Consider the following 14,185-nt stretch of genomic DNA (forward strand, 5'->3'; position numbering starts at 1 on the left):
TTGCGAGCACCGCGCAACGACGCATGGCGCCTGCGCAGTAGCTTTATTTCTCCACAACTGCAAACAGGTCGTCTTCTTTCATGACCAGGAGTTCGTCGCCATCGACCTTGACGGTCTGGCCGCTGTACTTGCCAAACAACACACGGTCGCCAACCTTGACGGCCATGGGGCTGACTTCGCCCTTGTCGTTTTTCTTGCCTGGGCCAACGGCCAGTACTTCGCCTTGATCAGGCTTTTCGGCGGCGCTGTCAGGAATGACGATGCCGGAAGCAGTGCGGGTTTCGTTTTCTACGCGTTTGACAATCACGCGATCGTGCAGGGGACGAAGTTTCATGGGGACTCCTATAAAGTTTGAAACAGGGGTTAACAAAAAATCACCAGAATAGAAAATCTGGTGATTTGTAACTGTCGGAGTGCATGCCAACCGGTTTGTTAGCACTCATCTCTTTCGAGTGCTAATGATAAGGCCGTTTGCAAGACTTTCAAGGGGAAGGGCTTAATTTTTGTGATTTTTGCGGCGCGCCGGCGCAATAGTTTGTGGTTCGGAAATAATCAGCTATTTCAGGCACACTCTGTCACCTGACCACAAAATACACATCCTGAACATGCTCTACTCCGTCCTCAAAACCCTTCATCTGTTGGCCATCATCGTCTGGATTGGCGGCATGGTGTTTGCCCATTTCTTTCTACGTCCATCCCTGGGGGCGTTTGAGTCTGCCGTGCGGGTGCGCCTGATGCACGCGGTGCTCGGACGGTTTTTCAGCGCGGTACTGGCTGCCATGGCCGTGACGCTGGTCAGCGGCCTGTGGATGATTGGCCAGGTGGCCAAGCAGATGGTGCAGGCCGGAGCACATTTCAGCATGCCGCTGGAGTGGACAATCATGGCCACGCTGGGCATCCTGATGATGCTGATTTTTGGTCATATCCGTTTCGTCCTCTACCAGCGTCTGAGCCGTGTGGCGCAGGCCGCGGACTGGCCGGCAGGGGCTGCCGTGCTGGCGCAAATCCGCACTTGGGTGTTGGTGAACCTTAGCCTGGGCGTGTTGATTGTGCTGGTCACCCTGCTCGGTGTGCCGCGCTAAGGGTCGCGGGTGAACCCGGACGCCAAGCAACTGTGGCGCGCGCCGCGCTGGGCGCTGGCGGTGCTGCTGGCCACGCTCGGCATGCTCGGGCCGTTTTCCATAGACACCTATATCCCGGCATTTACCGGCATTGCCAGTTCACTGGACGCCACGCCCTTGCAGATGCAGCAAACGCTGTCAGCCTACCTGTTCGGGTTTGCCTTCATGAGCCTGTTTCATGGCGCGCTGTCTGACAGCATCGGACGCCGGCCCGTGGTGCTGTGGGGGCTGGCGGCTTTCACCCTGGCCTCCATGGGTTGCGCACTGTCGCAAAGCATTGGGCAACTGGTGTTTTTCCGGGCGGTGCAGGGCCTCACCACCGGGGCCGGCATTGTGGTGTCGCGCGCCGTCGTGCGCGACATGTTTCCCCCGGCACAGGCGCAGCGGGTGATGAGTCAAATCACCATTTTCTTTGGTGTTGCCCCGGCCATCGCGCCCATGGTGGGCGGCGTGCTGTTTGCCCACCTTGGCTGGCACAGTGTGTTCTGGTTCTTGACACTGGTGGGGGTGGTGCTGTGGGGCGCCAACTACAAGCTGCTGCCCGAGACCCTGCATGTCACCCAGCGCCAGCCGCTCAAGCTCAGCAACCTGTTGCAGGGCTACTGGAAACTGGGGCTGGACCCGCGCTTTTTGCTGTTGGCGCTGGCCAGCGGTGTGCCCTTTAACGGCATGTTTCTGTATGTGCTGTCCGCGCCTGTATTTTTAGGCGAGCACCTGGCGCTGGCGCCGACGCAGTTCTTCTGGTTTTTTGTGCTCAACATCGGCGGCATCATGAGCGGTGCTTTTGTCAGTGGCCGCATGGCGGGTCGGCTGGCGCCCAAGCAGCAAATCAAGTATGGGTTTTTAATCATGCTCGGCATCGCGTTGGTCAACCTGCTGGCCAATGCGCTGTTTACCGCGCATGTGGCATGGGCCATGTTGCCTATGGCCCTGTTTGCCTTGGGCTGGGCCATGATGGTGCCGGTGATCACGCTGCTGGTGCTGGACCTGCACCCCGATCGGCGCGGCATGGCATCGAGCTTGCAGGCTTTCATTGGCGCCAGCGCCAATGGCGTGGTGGCGGGTGTGATTGCACCGCTGGTGATGCACTCCACCGTGGCGCTGGCAGCCGCCTCGCTGGCCATGCTGTCAGTGGGCCTGTTTGCCTGGATCTGGCTGCACCACCGCTGGCCCGACATCGGGCGGATCATCGAGCATCCGGTGCGGTGAGTGGGTCAATCACGCGCCAGTCGCTGAACTTTAGGCGGCCCTGACTGGCGAACCTGCCACAGGTCAAAGGCTTGTTGCAGACCCAGCCAGAATTCGGCACTGGTCTGGCGTGCGGCGGCTAGCCGAAAAGCCATCTCGGCACTGACGCCAGCTTTGCCGTTGAGAAGTTTCGAAAAGGCTTGGCGCGATACGCCAATACGCAGAGCCACCAAGGCATAGCGGTTTTTCATATCACCGTGAAGTGAGTGCAAGCGCCAACCAACCGGCGTTTTCAGGTCATCCGGATCATGAGCCGCATGCAGTGCAGCCAACTGCAAACGCAGGCGAGTTATATGAGTCGCCTGCATGCCGGCAGCACTCCCGGCTTCAAAAACTTTTGTAATCCCTTGTGCTTGCAGCTTTTAATCATGATGAAGACGGTAATCTGCCTCGCGTCAGTTGTCAGTACCGGAATTAAAAAACCCCGCCGGGTTGCCCTGGCGGGGTTTTCAGATTTTAACCGTCAGCTGACTTGCATCAGCGTCAGATTAGAACGTGTGGCGAACGCCGAGGGCGAAAACGGAAGACTCCGTCTCGCTCACGCCGTTGGTGGCACGAGACTCAACTTCTGTGTTCTTGTAGCCAGCATACACAGTTGTGCGCTTGGACAAGTCGTAAGTGCCAACCAGGGTGTAGCCTTCGCCTTCCAGATCAGCAAAACCACCGCGCTCGCTCTTGGCATTGCTGTAACCAGCGGCCACGGCAAAGGCACCAAACGGAACACTCACGCCCACTTGGTATTCTTTGTCTTTGGAGGTGCCGTCTTTGGCCTGGTTGTAGCTACCGGTCAACTTGGCAACGCCGAAGTCATAAGAAGCACCGAGCAAGTCATACTTGTTGGTGACTTGTGCAGCTGTCAGTGCAGCTTGCGCAAGTTTCTCTTCCTGGTGTGCGTAACCTACCAGCAGCGGGCCGGCAGCATATTTGACGTGCACGCTAACGCTGTCGGTTGCGTCACCAACGTTGCCTATTACAGCTTCGTTTTCACCGAAACCATAAGCAACGGAACCGCTGAAGCCGCTGAAGACTGGAGAGTCATAACGCACGGAACTGTGGATACGGTTGGTGTAATCTTTCACGCCAGTGGCCCATACGGCGCCGGTGGTGGCCAGGTTGGAGTCCCAGACGTTGTTCGTTGCGCCGCGCAGAGAGTCATAAGCGGTGTACTGACGACCCAGGTTCACAGCACCGAAACCGCCGGCCAGGCCAACAGTAGCGGTACGCTCGAACAGGGTGCTGCCAGAACCGATGGTGCCGGTGTCAATGTTGAAGTTGCTTTCCAGCTTGAAATTGGCTGTCAAGCCGCCGCCCAGGTCTTCAGTGCCTTTCAGGCCCCAGAAGGTGGTATTCAGGTTGCTGGCATCGATGGCAGTTTGGTCGTTTTCGGCAACTGGATTTGCACCGGTGGTTTCGGTGGTCTTCTGGCCAATGCTGGCGTCCAGACGGCCATACAGAGTCACGGAAGATTGGGCCATAGCGGCGCTGGAAGCAGCCAGAACGGCCAAGGCAATCAGGGATTTTTTCATTTCAAAGTTCTCCAAGGTTAAACATAAGGTGCTGAACCCAACTTGATTCAGAACCCAGAGCCAACCTCCTGTTTCAGGAAGTTGAACGTATTGAAACAGACACCAGCCGCTTTGGCCCTAAAAGACCCTGTAAACCTATGTAAACCGGGTGCATCCGTTGTGGGTTTGCAACAGATGAAGCAAGGTGAGCGAGGGTGCTTGCCTGGTTGGCGCGTCTCAATGAAAAAACCCCCGCCGGGTTGCCCGGGCGGGGTTTTCAGGTATCAACCGTCAGCTGACTTGCGTCAGCATCAGGTTAGAAGCGGTGTTGCACACCCACGGCGAACAGGCTGTGCTTGTCATCGGCAGCAGCGTTGTTGGTGGCCGTGTCAGCCTCGTAGCCACCGTACAGGAAGGTGCGCTTGGACAGCGTGTAGGTGGCACCAATACCGAACCCCTTGCGGGTCTGTTCGAAGCCGGCATTGCTGTCATCGGACTGGGCATAGCTGGCAGAAACGGTCAGGGCAGCGGACACAGGGAAATCAACGCCGAGTTGGTAGTCGGTTGCATCAGCACCGCTCACGCCACCCACATTGTCTACCTTGCCGTAAGTGGCCTTGGCGGTTGCAACGCCGAAGTCGTAAGACGCGCCCAGGCGGGTGAACTTGGTGTCAGCTGAAGTGCCAACATCTTCCACTTGGTAGCCCAAATGTGCGTTCAAGGGGCCAGCGCCATAGGACACTTGCACGCTGGCGACTTTGGCTGCGCCGACAACGTTTTCATCCAGGCTGTAGCTAACTGCAGCTCCGAAGCCACCCATGGCCGGGGTTGCGTAATAAATGGTGTTGCCGGGATTGCCGGAGTAGCCCGTGCTTGCGAACACATGGTTCATGGGGGACAGTGCGGAGTCAAACACGGCATTGGAAGCGCCGCTCACGTCGTCATAGGCGGTCCAGACCTTGCCGAGCTTGACTTCACCGAAGCCGCCAGAAAAGCCAACATACGATTCGCGAGAAAAAGCCTGACCAGCAGTTGCTGTGCCAGTGTCCATGGCAAAGCCCTGCTCCAGCTTGAAGTTGGCCTTCAAGCCGCCGCCCAGGTCTTCGGAACCTTTCAGGCCCCAGCGTGAAGTATTGACGCCACCGCTGTCGAGTTTGGTTTGTCTCTGGCTGGTGCCGGCAACACCGTCTTCGTGTTTGACACTGCCAAACCAGACGTCCGCGAGACCGTACAGGGTTACAGATTGTGCAAAAGATGCACCGGAAGCAGCGAGAACTGCCAAAGCAATCAGACTCTTTTTCATAAAAATTTCCTTAGTTAAAAATCAAAACACTTTTTCCTGTTTGTTTTGAAGCGGTGGATAGGACACCACAGGATTTATTTCACCATGAAGACACTCAAAAGTGTCATTCGGGTTGGGGGCAAGCAAGTTACATGCCTTTTTTGGGCTTATTTTGTTGCCGCTGCACGACAGATAGCGGTCAGTACCCCGGCAAGACGGTCATGGCAACGTGATCCAGGCTGGTATCCCGGCCGCTGATGCTTGCCATGCGGACAAGCATTGGGTTGGGTTTTGTCATTTGCACCAAATAAGGGAAAACCCCTGTGGGGAAAACCACTAATCAGGTGCGTTGTTTGATTCGGGTGCCTTGTCGTGGTGAATGGGTCCCTACAAAATAGGCACGGTCGTTCTTTTTCTTTGCTAGGTGTTCCCTCACTTCTTTTAAACATCATGTACAAACAATCTACTTCAAAAACGATGGCATTGGGTCTTCGTCATGTGGCGCTGGCCAGTGCGCTGTGCTGCGCAGGTTTGGCGCAGGCGCAAACCGGTTCGAGCGTGACGCTCTACGGCTTGGCCGATGTCGGCGTCACCTCGGTCAGCGGTCTGAAGACCGGCACGGTCACCCAAGTGGCGAGCGGCATCATGGAAGGTTCGCGCTGGGGTATGAAGGGTACTGAAGATTTGGGCGGCGGATACAAGGCGATCTTTACGCTGGAAAGCCGGGTGGAACTGGATACGGGGGCGAATAACAATCGACCGATTTCGGGGAATCAGGTGTATGACCGTATGACAACTGCAACTGCGCTGGGCCTTACTTCCGTAAACCCCGCGATACAAGGTGCCTACAACTTGGCTGTGCCCGCTGTTTTTGGCGCGGCTGGCGTATCCGGCTTGCTGAACGAGTATGGTGTGAATGTGGGTGCCAGCGGCAACCGCGCATTTGACCGCCAAGCCTGGGTCGGATTGATCACGCCAGTGGGCGCTGTGTTAGCGGGGCGTCAATATACGCCCGGATATGAAACCTTTAGCACCTTCGACATTATGGAGACGCAGTCAGCTTTGTCGGCGGGTCAGATCGTGCAGTTCCCGGCCGTTTTTGAAATTCGCGCGTCCAATGCGCTGGCTTATCGCATCGTCAAGAATGACTTTTCGGGCGCCCTGATGTATGCGCTAGGCGAGAAGGACAGTGCGAGCAAGGAGCGCCTGCTTGGCATTAACGCGGCTTATAAAACCGACAAGTTCTCGGTGGGCATTGGCTACAACACCAAGAATAATGAACTGGGCGACAAGGCTTTGACGACAACCGTGTTGGGTGCGTCCATGAACATGGGGAGCAGCAAGATCAGTACTTTGGTAGCCACCATCAAGGATGACCATCCAACAGGCATGTACAGCATTGCTGATAAGTTGGCCTTGACTCCGCTTGCAGGTGTTGCCGTGCCTGTACAAAATGCCTTCGTTGAAGCCTTCAAACAAGATGGCACCCTGTTCCACATTGGGTATCGCAATGTGACTGGCCCCCACACCATTTCGGTGGCCTACAACCAGTTTGACGACAAACGGCCGGCCAACGCGGATCTCAAGTCCTATGGTGCTGCCTACACCTATGCGCTGTCCAAACGGACCGACCTGAACGCTGTGCTGGTTCGTTTTGACAATAGCGACAAGGCGCAGGTGGCACCCGGCGGCAATGGCTACCTGGGAGGTGTGACAGAAAAAGCAGGCACAGATTCCACCGGTCTGGCCTTCGGCATTCGCCACCGCTTCTGATCTCCCGGCGCACACCTGCGGGTGCAGACCCGCAGGTCCGAATTTGCCATTTTAAAGCTGCCAAACAAGGTATCAAGGTATCGAGCGCGTTCTGAATGGCCAATTGCCGCGATGTCAGGTTTCCGACGGTCTGCGTGCGCAGCGCAACAGGGATCGCACCCAAAGCAGGTGTATCCATGACCACTCGCCGGCCAGCCACTTCCAATTCGGGTCAAATCGGCGTCCTTGTGCGGCAACGTATTAAAGTGGGACAGGTTCAGCCCTAATTGGCGCGCGGCGGTGCGATTACGTTGTTTTCTGCGCCAGCCGTGCCGCCCGGCTGGCAAATTCTTCGATCAGGTGCGCTTTGGCCTCGGGATAGATCAGCGAGTCTTCGAGCATGATGTGGTCGTGGCACAGACTCACAAATACTTCGGCGTTGTGCTTGAGTTCGGCCATGTCGGGCCAGTCTTCACCCTGGGCAATGGCGCGCAGCATGGGGGCGAGTTCCAGCCAGTTCTGTTCAATCCAACCATGGTCTTGATGCAAGGTGCGCACCGCCTGTACCAGTTCGACGTTGTCGCTGGCCAGCAGCATTGGAAAAATATTTTTTTCTTCCTCGGCGTGGTGCGGCCGTGCAACCTCTGAAAAAAAGGCCTCGATGGTTTTGGCTTTTTGACGGCAATGGGGACTGTCGCTCTCGGTGTCCAGGCGCTCCAGCAGATCTGCCAACTCGGCCAATTGCTGATGAATTTGCTGGTGGCAGGCATCAAGGGTCTTGAATTGTTCAATGTGCTGTAGGGGATTCATGGTTTCTCCTGGGCTTGGTGAATCCATTTTGGCGGCCGATCGGTCCGGATCTTTGAGCCAAATCAAGATTCCAGTCGATTTTTGACGGAGAAATATATTTGATCTAGATCAGCAAATTGGCAAATTCGGAGGGCGTGGCATGCGTTAAAGCGATGGATCGGCGTAGGATGCAACCACACCTGCAGCACCATTTCGCAAGCGTTTGCAGGGCAAGGAGACCACTTTGCAAGCTACCAATGTCACCAACCCGGCCTATTTTCACAAGGTCGTTGATTGCCAGTGGGCCTGTCCGGCCCACACCCCCGTACCCGAATACATCCGCCTGATCGGGCAGGGTCGCTACAGCGACGCCTACATGATCAATTGGGTGTCCAACGTGTTTCCGGGCATTCTGGGTCGCGTTTGCGACCGCCCCTGCGAGCCCGCCTGCCGGCGCGGGCGCGTGGAAGAGAACAACAGCAAAAAGCCCGAGCCGGTGGCGATTTGCCGCCTCAAGCGCGTGGCCGCTGATTTCAAGGACGATGTGACGGCCCGCATGCCCGCCATTGCACCCAGCAATGGCAAACGTATTGCTTGCGTCGGTGCTGGTCCGGCGTCCCTGACGGTGGCACGCGATTTGGCCCCGTTGGGTTACGAGATCACGGTGTTTGAAGGCGAGGCCAAGGCGGGCGGGTTCATCCGCTCGCAGATCCCGCGGTTTCGGTTGCCCGAAGAGGTGATTGACGAGGAGACGGGTTACATCCTCGACATGGGGGTGAAGTTCGTCAACAACCAGCGGGTTGACTCCATGCAGGCGCTGTTGGCCCAAAATTTTGACGCGGTGTTTGTCGGCTGTGGCGCACCGCGCGGGCGCGAACTCGATGTGCCGGGTCGCGCCGAGGCGGCGGCCCACATTCATATTGGCATCGACTGGCTGGCCAACGTGTCTTTCGGCCACACCACCAGCGTGGCCGAGCGCGTGATTGTGCTTGGCGGCGGCAACACCGCCATGGACTGCTGCCGCTCGGCGCGGCGCATGGGCGGCAAGGATGTGAAAGTGGTGGTGCGCAGCGGTTTTGAGGAAATGAAAGCCTCGCCCTGGGAAAAGGAAGACGCGCAGCACGAAGGCATTCCGATCCTGAACTACCACGTGCCCAAATCCGTCGAGCATGTGAATGGCAAGCTGACCGGCATGAGGTTCGAGATCGTGCGTGCCGAATACGATGCCAAGGGCCGGCGCAGCCTGGTGCCGACCGGCGAGCCCGACGTGCTGCTGGAATGCGACACGGTGCTGGTGGCCATCGGCCAAGAAAATTCCTTCCCCTGGATTGAGCGGGACTGCGGCATCGAGTTTGACAAATGGGGCCTGCCGGTGCTGACTGAAGGTACTTTCCAGTCCACCCTGCCGAACGTGTTTTTTGGCGGTGATTCGGCTTACGGACCCAAGAACATCATCACCGCCGTGGCCCACGGGCACGAGGCGGCGGTGTCGATCGACCGGCTGCTCAATGGTGAGGACGTGGCGCGACGGCCACCGCCCACGGTCAATTTGATGTCGCAAAAAATGGGCATCCATGAGTGGAGCTACCGCAACGATGTGTCCAACGATGTGCGCTTCAGGGTGCCATGGGCCGCAGCCGAAACCGCACTGGCCAGCATCAAGATCGAGGTCGAGTTGGGCTTTGACGCCGCCACCGCGTTCAAGGAGGCCAGCCGCTGCCTGAATTGCGACGTGCAGACCGTGTTCAACCGCAACACCTGCATTGAGTGCGACGCCTGCGTTGACATTTGTCCGATGGACTGCATCACCTTCACCGCCAATGGCGATGAAGCCGACCTGCGCACCCGCCTCAAGGCGCCAGCCACCCATGCCGGGCAGGATTTGTATGTGTCCGCCGAGCTCAAGACCGGCCGCGTCATGGTGAAGGACGAAGACGTTTGCCTGCACTGCGGTTTGTGCGCCGAGCGTTGCCCCACCGGGGCCTGGGACATGCAGAAGTTCCTGCTCAACACCATGCAGGCGGGGCCAAAGTGCAGAGATGCCAAAGCCACCCCTGCAGCCCACATTGCCCAACCGGAGGCCGCATGAAGCGCATAGAAGCCATCAACGATTTCGTCATCAAGTTTGCCAATGTCAACGGCTCGGGTTCTGCCTCGGCCAATGAGTTGTTTGCCAAGGCGGTGATGCGCATGGGCGTGCCCGTCAGCCCGCGCAACATTTTTCCCAGCAACATCCAGGGCATGCCCACCTGGTACGAGGCCCGTGTCTGCGAAAAGGGCTACCACGGCCGCCGCGGTGGCGTCGACATGATGGTCGCCATGAACCCGCAAACCTGGGATGCCGACATTGCCGAGATCGAATCGGGCGGCTACCTGTTTTACGACAGCACCCGGCCCATGCCGGCCGACAAGTTCCGCGACGACGTGCACACCATGGGCGTGCCGCTGACCGAGATTGCCAACAACGCCTACACCGACCCGCGCCAGCGCCAGTTGTTCAAGAACATCATCTACGTGGGCGCCCTGTCGGTGCTGCTCGATGTGGACGCCGAGGTGTTCGAAAAACTCTTTGCCGAGCAGTTCAAGGGCAAGGAGCGCCTGCTTGACTCCAATATCAAGGCGCTGCACATGGGGCGCGACTACGTCAAGCAGCACATGCAGGCGCCGCTGGGCATCCGCGTGCAGCGCGCGGACAACGTCGGCGACCAGATTTTTACCGACGGCAACAGCGCCGCCGGTCTGGGCTTGGTGTATGGTGGCGCCACGGTGGCTGCCTGGTACCCGATCACGCCGTCCACCTCGATCCCCGAGGCGTTCCAGAAATACTGCGAAAAATTCCGCATTGACCCGGCCACTGGGCAACACCGCTTTGCCATCGTGCAGGCCGAAGACGAGCTGGCCTCGATTGGCATGGTGGTCGGCGCGGGCTGGAACGGTGCGCGGGCCTTTACCGCCACCTCGGGTCCGGGTGTGTCGCTGATGACCGAGTTCATCGGCCTGGCCTATTTTGCCGAGATTCCGGTGACGATCATCAACGTGCAGCGCGGCGGGCCGTCCACCGGCATGCCCACGCGCACCCAGCAGGCTGACCTGCTGTCATGCGCCTACGCCTCGCATGGTGACACCAAGCATGTGCTGCTGTTCCCGCAGGACCCGCACGAGTGCTTTACCCATTCGGCCGCAGCGCTGGATCTGGCCGAGCGCCTGCAGACGCCCATTTTTGTCATGACCGACCTCGACATCGGCATGAACCAGCGCCTGTGCAAACCCTTTGTCTGGGACGACGCCAAGGAGTACGACCGCGGCAAGGTCATGACTGCCGAAGAACTGGAGGCCGGCAAGCCCTTTGGCCGTTACAAGGATGTGGATGGCGACGGTATTCCGTGGCGCACCTTGCCCGGTACCCACCCCAGCAAGGGCGCCTTTTTTACCCGCGGCACCACGCGCAACCCGCAGGCCATGTACTCCGAGGCCGGGCCGGACTATATCTACAACATGGAGCGGCTGCTGCGCAAGTTCAAGACGGCGGCAGACATGGTGCCCCAGCCGGTGTTCCGAAAAGCGGCCGCGCCCACCAAGCTAGGCATCATTTACTACGGCTCCACCACACCCGCCATGCGCGAGGCGCTGGACGTGCTCGAAGCCAACGGCGACCATGTGGATGCCATGCGCCTGTGCGCCTTCCCGTTCCCGCAATCGGTGGCTGACTTCATTGCGGCGCACGACAAGGTGTTTGTGGTCGAACAAAACCGCGACGCGCAAATGCGCGCCATGATCATCAATGAACTTGAAGTGAACCCCGCCAAGCTGGTGCGTGTGCTGCATTACGACGGCACGCCCATCACCGCGCGCTTCATCATCCGCAACATTCACGACAGCGTGCAAAAGGAGCTGGTATGACTTTTATCGCCAAACCCAGGCTGCATCATCCCACCCTGCACACCAACAAGGTCGGCTATACCCGGCGTGACTACGAAGGCCGTATTTCGACCCTGTGCGCCGGTTGCGGTCATGACTCCATTTCGGCGGCCATCATCCAGGCCTGCTGGGAGCTTGACATCGAGCCGCACCGTGTGGCCAAGCTCTCGGGCATCGGCTGCAGCTCGAAAACGCCAGATTACTTTCTGGGCGCCTCGCACGGCTTCAACACCGTGCATGGTCGCATGCCCTCGGTGCTGACCGGTGCCAACATGGCCAACCGCGAACTGCTGTACCTGGGCATTTCGGGTGACGGCGACTCGGCTTCGATTGGTCTGGGCCAGTTTGCCAATGCCATGCGGCGCGGCGTGCGCATGGCCTACATTGTCGAAAACAACGGCGTTTACGGCCTGACCAAGGGCCAGTTCTCGGCCACCGCAGACCGTGGCTCCAAGAGCAAAAAGGGCGTCATCAACAGCGACAGCCCGGTCGACCTGGTGGGCATTGCGCTGCAACTCGGGGCCACCTTTGTGGCGCGCAGTTTCTCCGGCGACAAGGCCCAGCTGGTGCCACTCATCAAGGGTGCCATGGCGCATGGCGGTGCCGCGTTCATCGACGTCATCAGCCCCTGCGTGACCTTCAACAACCACGGCGGCAGCACCAAGAGCTACGACTATGTGCGTCAGCACAACGAAGCCGTGAGCCGCATTGACTTCATCACGCCCGGGCACGAGATCACCACCGACTACGCCCCCGGCGAGCTCGTCGAGGTGGAGCAGCACGACGGTTCGGTGTTGCGCCTGCGCAAACTGCATACCGATTACGATCCCACCGACCGTTATGCCGCCATGGGCTACATGCAGCAACATCAGGCGCGCGGCGAGGTTGTTACCGGCCTGTTGTACGTGGACCCGCTGGCCACCGACCTGCACATGGCGATGAACACCTGTGCCGTGCCGCTCAATACCCTGAACGCCGCGCAACTCAATCCGGGCGCCAAAGCGTTGGAAAAAATCAACGCGTCACTGCGTTGAACCCTGTAGCCCAATGACATCCTAGGAGTCTGCCATGCCCGAACGCACTGTTTTTCAATCGATGGCCCAGCGCCATGTGGTCAGCGTGGTGCCTACCGCCACGGTTTATTCTGCGGCCTGTGTCATGACCCGGGCCAATTGCGGCAGTGTGCTTGTCATCGACGCCAGCAACACGCTGCTGGGGATCGTGACCGAGCGCGACCTGATGACCCGCCTGGTGGCCAAGTCACTCGACCCCGCCACCACCACGGTGGCCGACATCATGACGCGCGGCCCGCTCTGTGTGGTGCCCGAGACCAAGGTGGCCGACGCGGTGCTGATCATGATCGAGCGCGGTTTCAGGCATTTGCCCATCGTCACCGACAACAACAAGATTCTGGGCGTGTTCTCGGTGCGCGACGCCCTGCCGCGCGAAGTCCAGACGGCACAGAGTCTGGCGGAATTCAACGAGCAGGTGAACGACGCGCTGGGTTGATGTTGTAAAGGCTTAATGGGTGCCCAGCAACCACTGGCCAGCCCAGGCCAAGGCGCTTGTCAGATGCGCCAGCGCCGCCGGGCTGGGTGGTGCGCCCAATTCAAACTGTTCGCCACGAATGGCCAGCAGGGTACAGGGCGGGGGCGGCGTCCCCTGTACATCCTGGTAAACCTGCAGCAAGGCTTGCGGCGACAGGGCGTGGGTGGTAAAGCTGGCATCCTGGACCGCCTGCAGTTCGGTGACCTGAAACGGCGCGAGGCAGCTCTGGCTGGCATCAATCAATAGCACGCGTTGACGGTCCATCAGGTCCAGTGCGTGCTCAATCTGCAGCTGGTAGTCGTCCAAAAACTCGACCTGATCCTGTAAATTTTCTGGCAATTGCTCGCGCAGAGCGGCTAAGCACAGCGGCCCCAGCGCATCATCGCCGCGGCTCAGGTTGCCCCAGCCCAGCACCAGCAGCGGGGCAGGCTGTTTTGACTCGTCACTGCGAGCGCAGCGTGGCAGTCCATGCGGTTGGAAGTCATGGATTGCTTCACTGCGTTCGCAATGACGGGATCCGGTTGGAGGTGTGGGCACTGTGAATGAGCGCAAGGGTTGACGGCTCATGATGTTTGCAGCTTGTCCAGCAATGTGCCGTCAGCCCCCAGCAGCGTCACCTCCAGCGGCATCTGGCCCAGCGCATGGGTGGCGCAGGACAGGCAGGGGTCGTAGGCGCGAATGGCAACTTCGATGTGGTTGAGCAGGCCCTCGGTGAGCTCCTGTCCGTCCAGATAGTCCCGCGCCACGGCGCGTACCGCCTCATTCATGGCCTGGTTGTTGTGGGTGGTGGACACGATCAGGTTGCAGCGCGTCACCAGGTCGTCGTCGCCCACCTCGTAGTCGTGGATCAGCGTGCCGCGCGGCGCCTCGATCATGCCGACACCGTGGCGCTGGCGCACACCGCTGGTGAGCAGATCGCCCGACAGCAGCGCCGGGTCCGCCAGCAACTCAGTAATCACCTCGACCGCGTGCAACATCTCGATCATGCGCGCCCAGTGGTAGGCCAGCGTGGCGTGCACCGG

14 protein-coding genes are annotated in these 14,185 nt (G+C 59.1%); 7 read left to right on the forward strand and 7 right to left on the reverse strand.

What is annotated here, in order from left to right:
* Positions 1-43: 43 nt before the first annotated feature.
* Positions 44-334, reverse strand: coding sequence for a co-chaperone GroES (gene groES, locus NDI87_RS04395; RefSeq protein WP_296159662.1), 291 nt, complete (start codon positions 332-334; stop codon positions 44-46).
* A 271-nt stretch (positions 335-605) separates the two neighbouring features.
* Between groES and NDI87_RS04400 the strand changes: the two genes are divergently transcribed.
* Both NDI87_RS04400 and NDI87_RS04405 read left to right on the forward strand, forming a co-directional pair.
* Positions 606-1,082 carry a CopD family protein gene (locus tag NDI87_RS04400; protein ID WP_296273585.1) on the forward strand — a complete coding sequence of 159 codons (477 nt, stop codon included), beginning with the start codon at positions 606-608 and terminating at the stop codon, positions 1,080-1,082.
* Positions 1,083-1,091: 9 nt separating this feature from the next.
* Positions 1,092-2,330: a multidrug effflux MFS transporter gene (locus tag NDI87_RS04405; protein ID WP_296273586.1), complete on the forward strand. Its 1,239-nt coding sequence runs from the start codon at positions 1,092-1,094 to the stop codon at positions 2,328-2,330.
* 5 nt (positions 2,331-2,335) lie between these two features.
* Here NDI87_RS04405 and NDI87_RS04410 read toward each other — a convergent pair whose 3' ends face one another.
* From NDI87_RS04410 to NDI87_RS04420, 3 genes are all read right to left on the reverse strand, one after another.
* The gene (locus NDI87_RS04410) at positions 2,336-2,728 is read right to left on the reverse strand and encodes a HigA family addiction module antitoxin (RefSeq protein WP_366028315.1); all 393 of its coding nucleotides are present in this window, start codon (positions 2,726-2,728) and stop codon (positions 2,336-2,338) included.
* Between the two features lie 129 nt (positions 2,729-2,857).
* Complete coding sequence (locus tag NDI87_RS04415) at positions 2,858-3,895, reverse strand: porin (RefSeq protein WP_296273587.1); 1,038 nt, start codon at positions 3,893-3,895, stop codon at positions 2,858-2,860.
* 295 nt (positions 3,896-4,190) lie between these two features.
* Complete coding sequence (locus tag NDI87_RS04420; RefSeq protein ID WP_296273588.1) at positions 4,191-5,177, reverse strand: porin; 987 nt, start codon at positions 5,175-5,177, stop codon at positions 4,191-4,193.
* Between the two features lie 429 nt (positions 5,178-5,606).
* Between NDI87_RS04420 and NDI87_RS04425 the strand changes: the two genes are divergently transcribed.
* The gene (locus NDI87_RS04425) at positions 5,607-6,929 is read left to right on the forward strand and encodes a porin (RefSeq protein ID WP_296273589.1); all 1,323 of its coding nucleotides are present in this window, start codon (positions 5,607-5,609) and stop codon (positions 6,927-6,929) included.
* Positions 6,930-7,214: 285 nt separating this feature from the next.
* Here NDI87_RS04425 and NDI87_RS04430 read toward each other — a convergent pair whose 3' ends face one another.
* Positions 7,215-7,718: a hemerythrin domain-containing protein gene (locus tag NDI87_RS04430; RefSeq protein ID WP_296273590.1), complete on the reverse strand. Its 504-nt coding sequence runs from the start codon at positions 7,716-7,718 to the stop codon at positions 7,215-7,217.
* Positions 7,719-7,941: 223 nt separating this feature from the next.
* Here NDI87_RS04430 and NDI87_RS04435 point away from each other — a divergent pair, with 223 nt between their 5' ends.
* The 4 genes from NDI87_RS04435 to NDI87_RS04450 are packed head-to-tail and all read left to right on the forward strand — an operon-like array spanning position 7,942 to position 13,124.
* Positions 7,942-9,786 carry an FAD-dependent oxidoreductase gene (locus NDI87_RS04435; protein ID WP_296273591.1) on the forward strand — a complete coding sequence of 615 codons (1,845 nt, stop codon included), beginning with the start codon at positions 7,942-7,944 and terminating at the stop codon, positions 9,784-9,786.
* Positions 9,783-11,597: a 2-oxoacid:acceptor oxidoreductase subunit alpha gene (locus NDI87_RS04440; RefSeq protein WP_296273592.1), complete on the forward strand. Its 1,815-nt coding sequence runs from the start codon at positions 9,783-9,785 to the stop codon at positions 11,595-11,597. Before NDI87_RS04435 ends, NDI87_RS04440 begins: the two co-directional genes overlap by 4 nt.
* On the forward strand, positions 11,594-12,649 hold the full coding sequence (locus NDI87_RS04445; protein ID WP_296273593.1) for a 2-oxoacid:ferredoxin oxidoreductase subunit beta: 1,056 nt from the start codon (positions 11,594-11,596) through the stop codon (positions 12,647-12,649). Before NDI87_RS04440 ends, NDI87_RS04445 begins: the two co-directional genes overlap by 4 nt.
* Before the next feature lie 34 nt (positions 12,650-12,683).
* On the forward strand, positions 12,684-13,124 hold the full coding sequence (locus tag NDI87_RS04450) for a CBS domain-containing protein (protein ID WP_296273594.1): 441 nt from the start codon (positions 12,684-12,686) through the stop codon (positions 13,122-13,124).
* Positions 13,125-13,136: 12 nt separating this feature from the next.
* On the opposite strand, the gene NDI87_RS04455 is transcribed toward NDI87_RS04450, so the two are convergent.
* Complete coding sequence (locus tag NDI87_RS04455) at positions 13,137-13,730, reverse strand: hydrogenase maturation protease (protein ID WP_296273595.1); 594 nt, start codon at positions 13,728-13,730, stop codon at positions 13,137-13,139.
* Positions 13,727-14,185 (reverse strand): nickel-dependent hydrogenase large subunit (locus tag NDI87_RS04460; protein WP_296273596.1); only part of this gene is annotated, 459 nt, incomplete at its 5' end. The genes NDI87_RS04455 and NDI87_RS04460, both read right to left, overlap by 4 nt.

Source organism: Rhodoferax sp., assembly GCF_023701345.1.
GTDB lineage: Bacteria > Pseudomonadota > Gammaproteobacteria > Burkholderiales > Burkholderiaceae_C > Rhodoferax.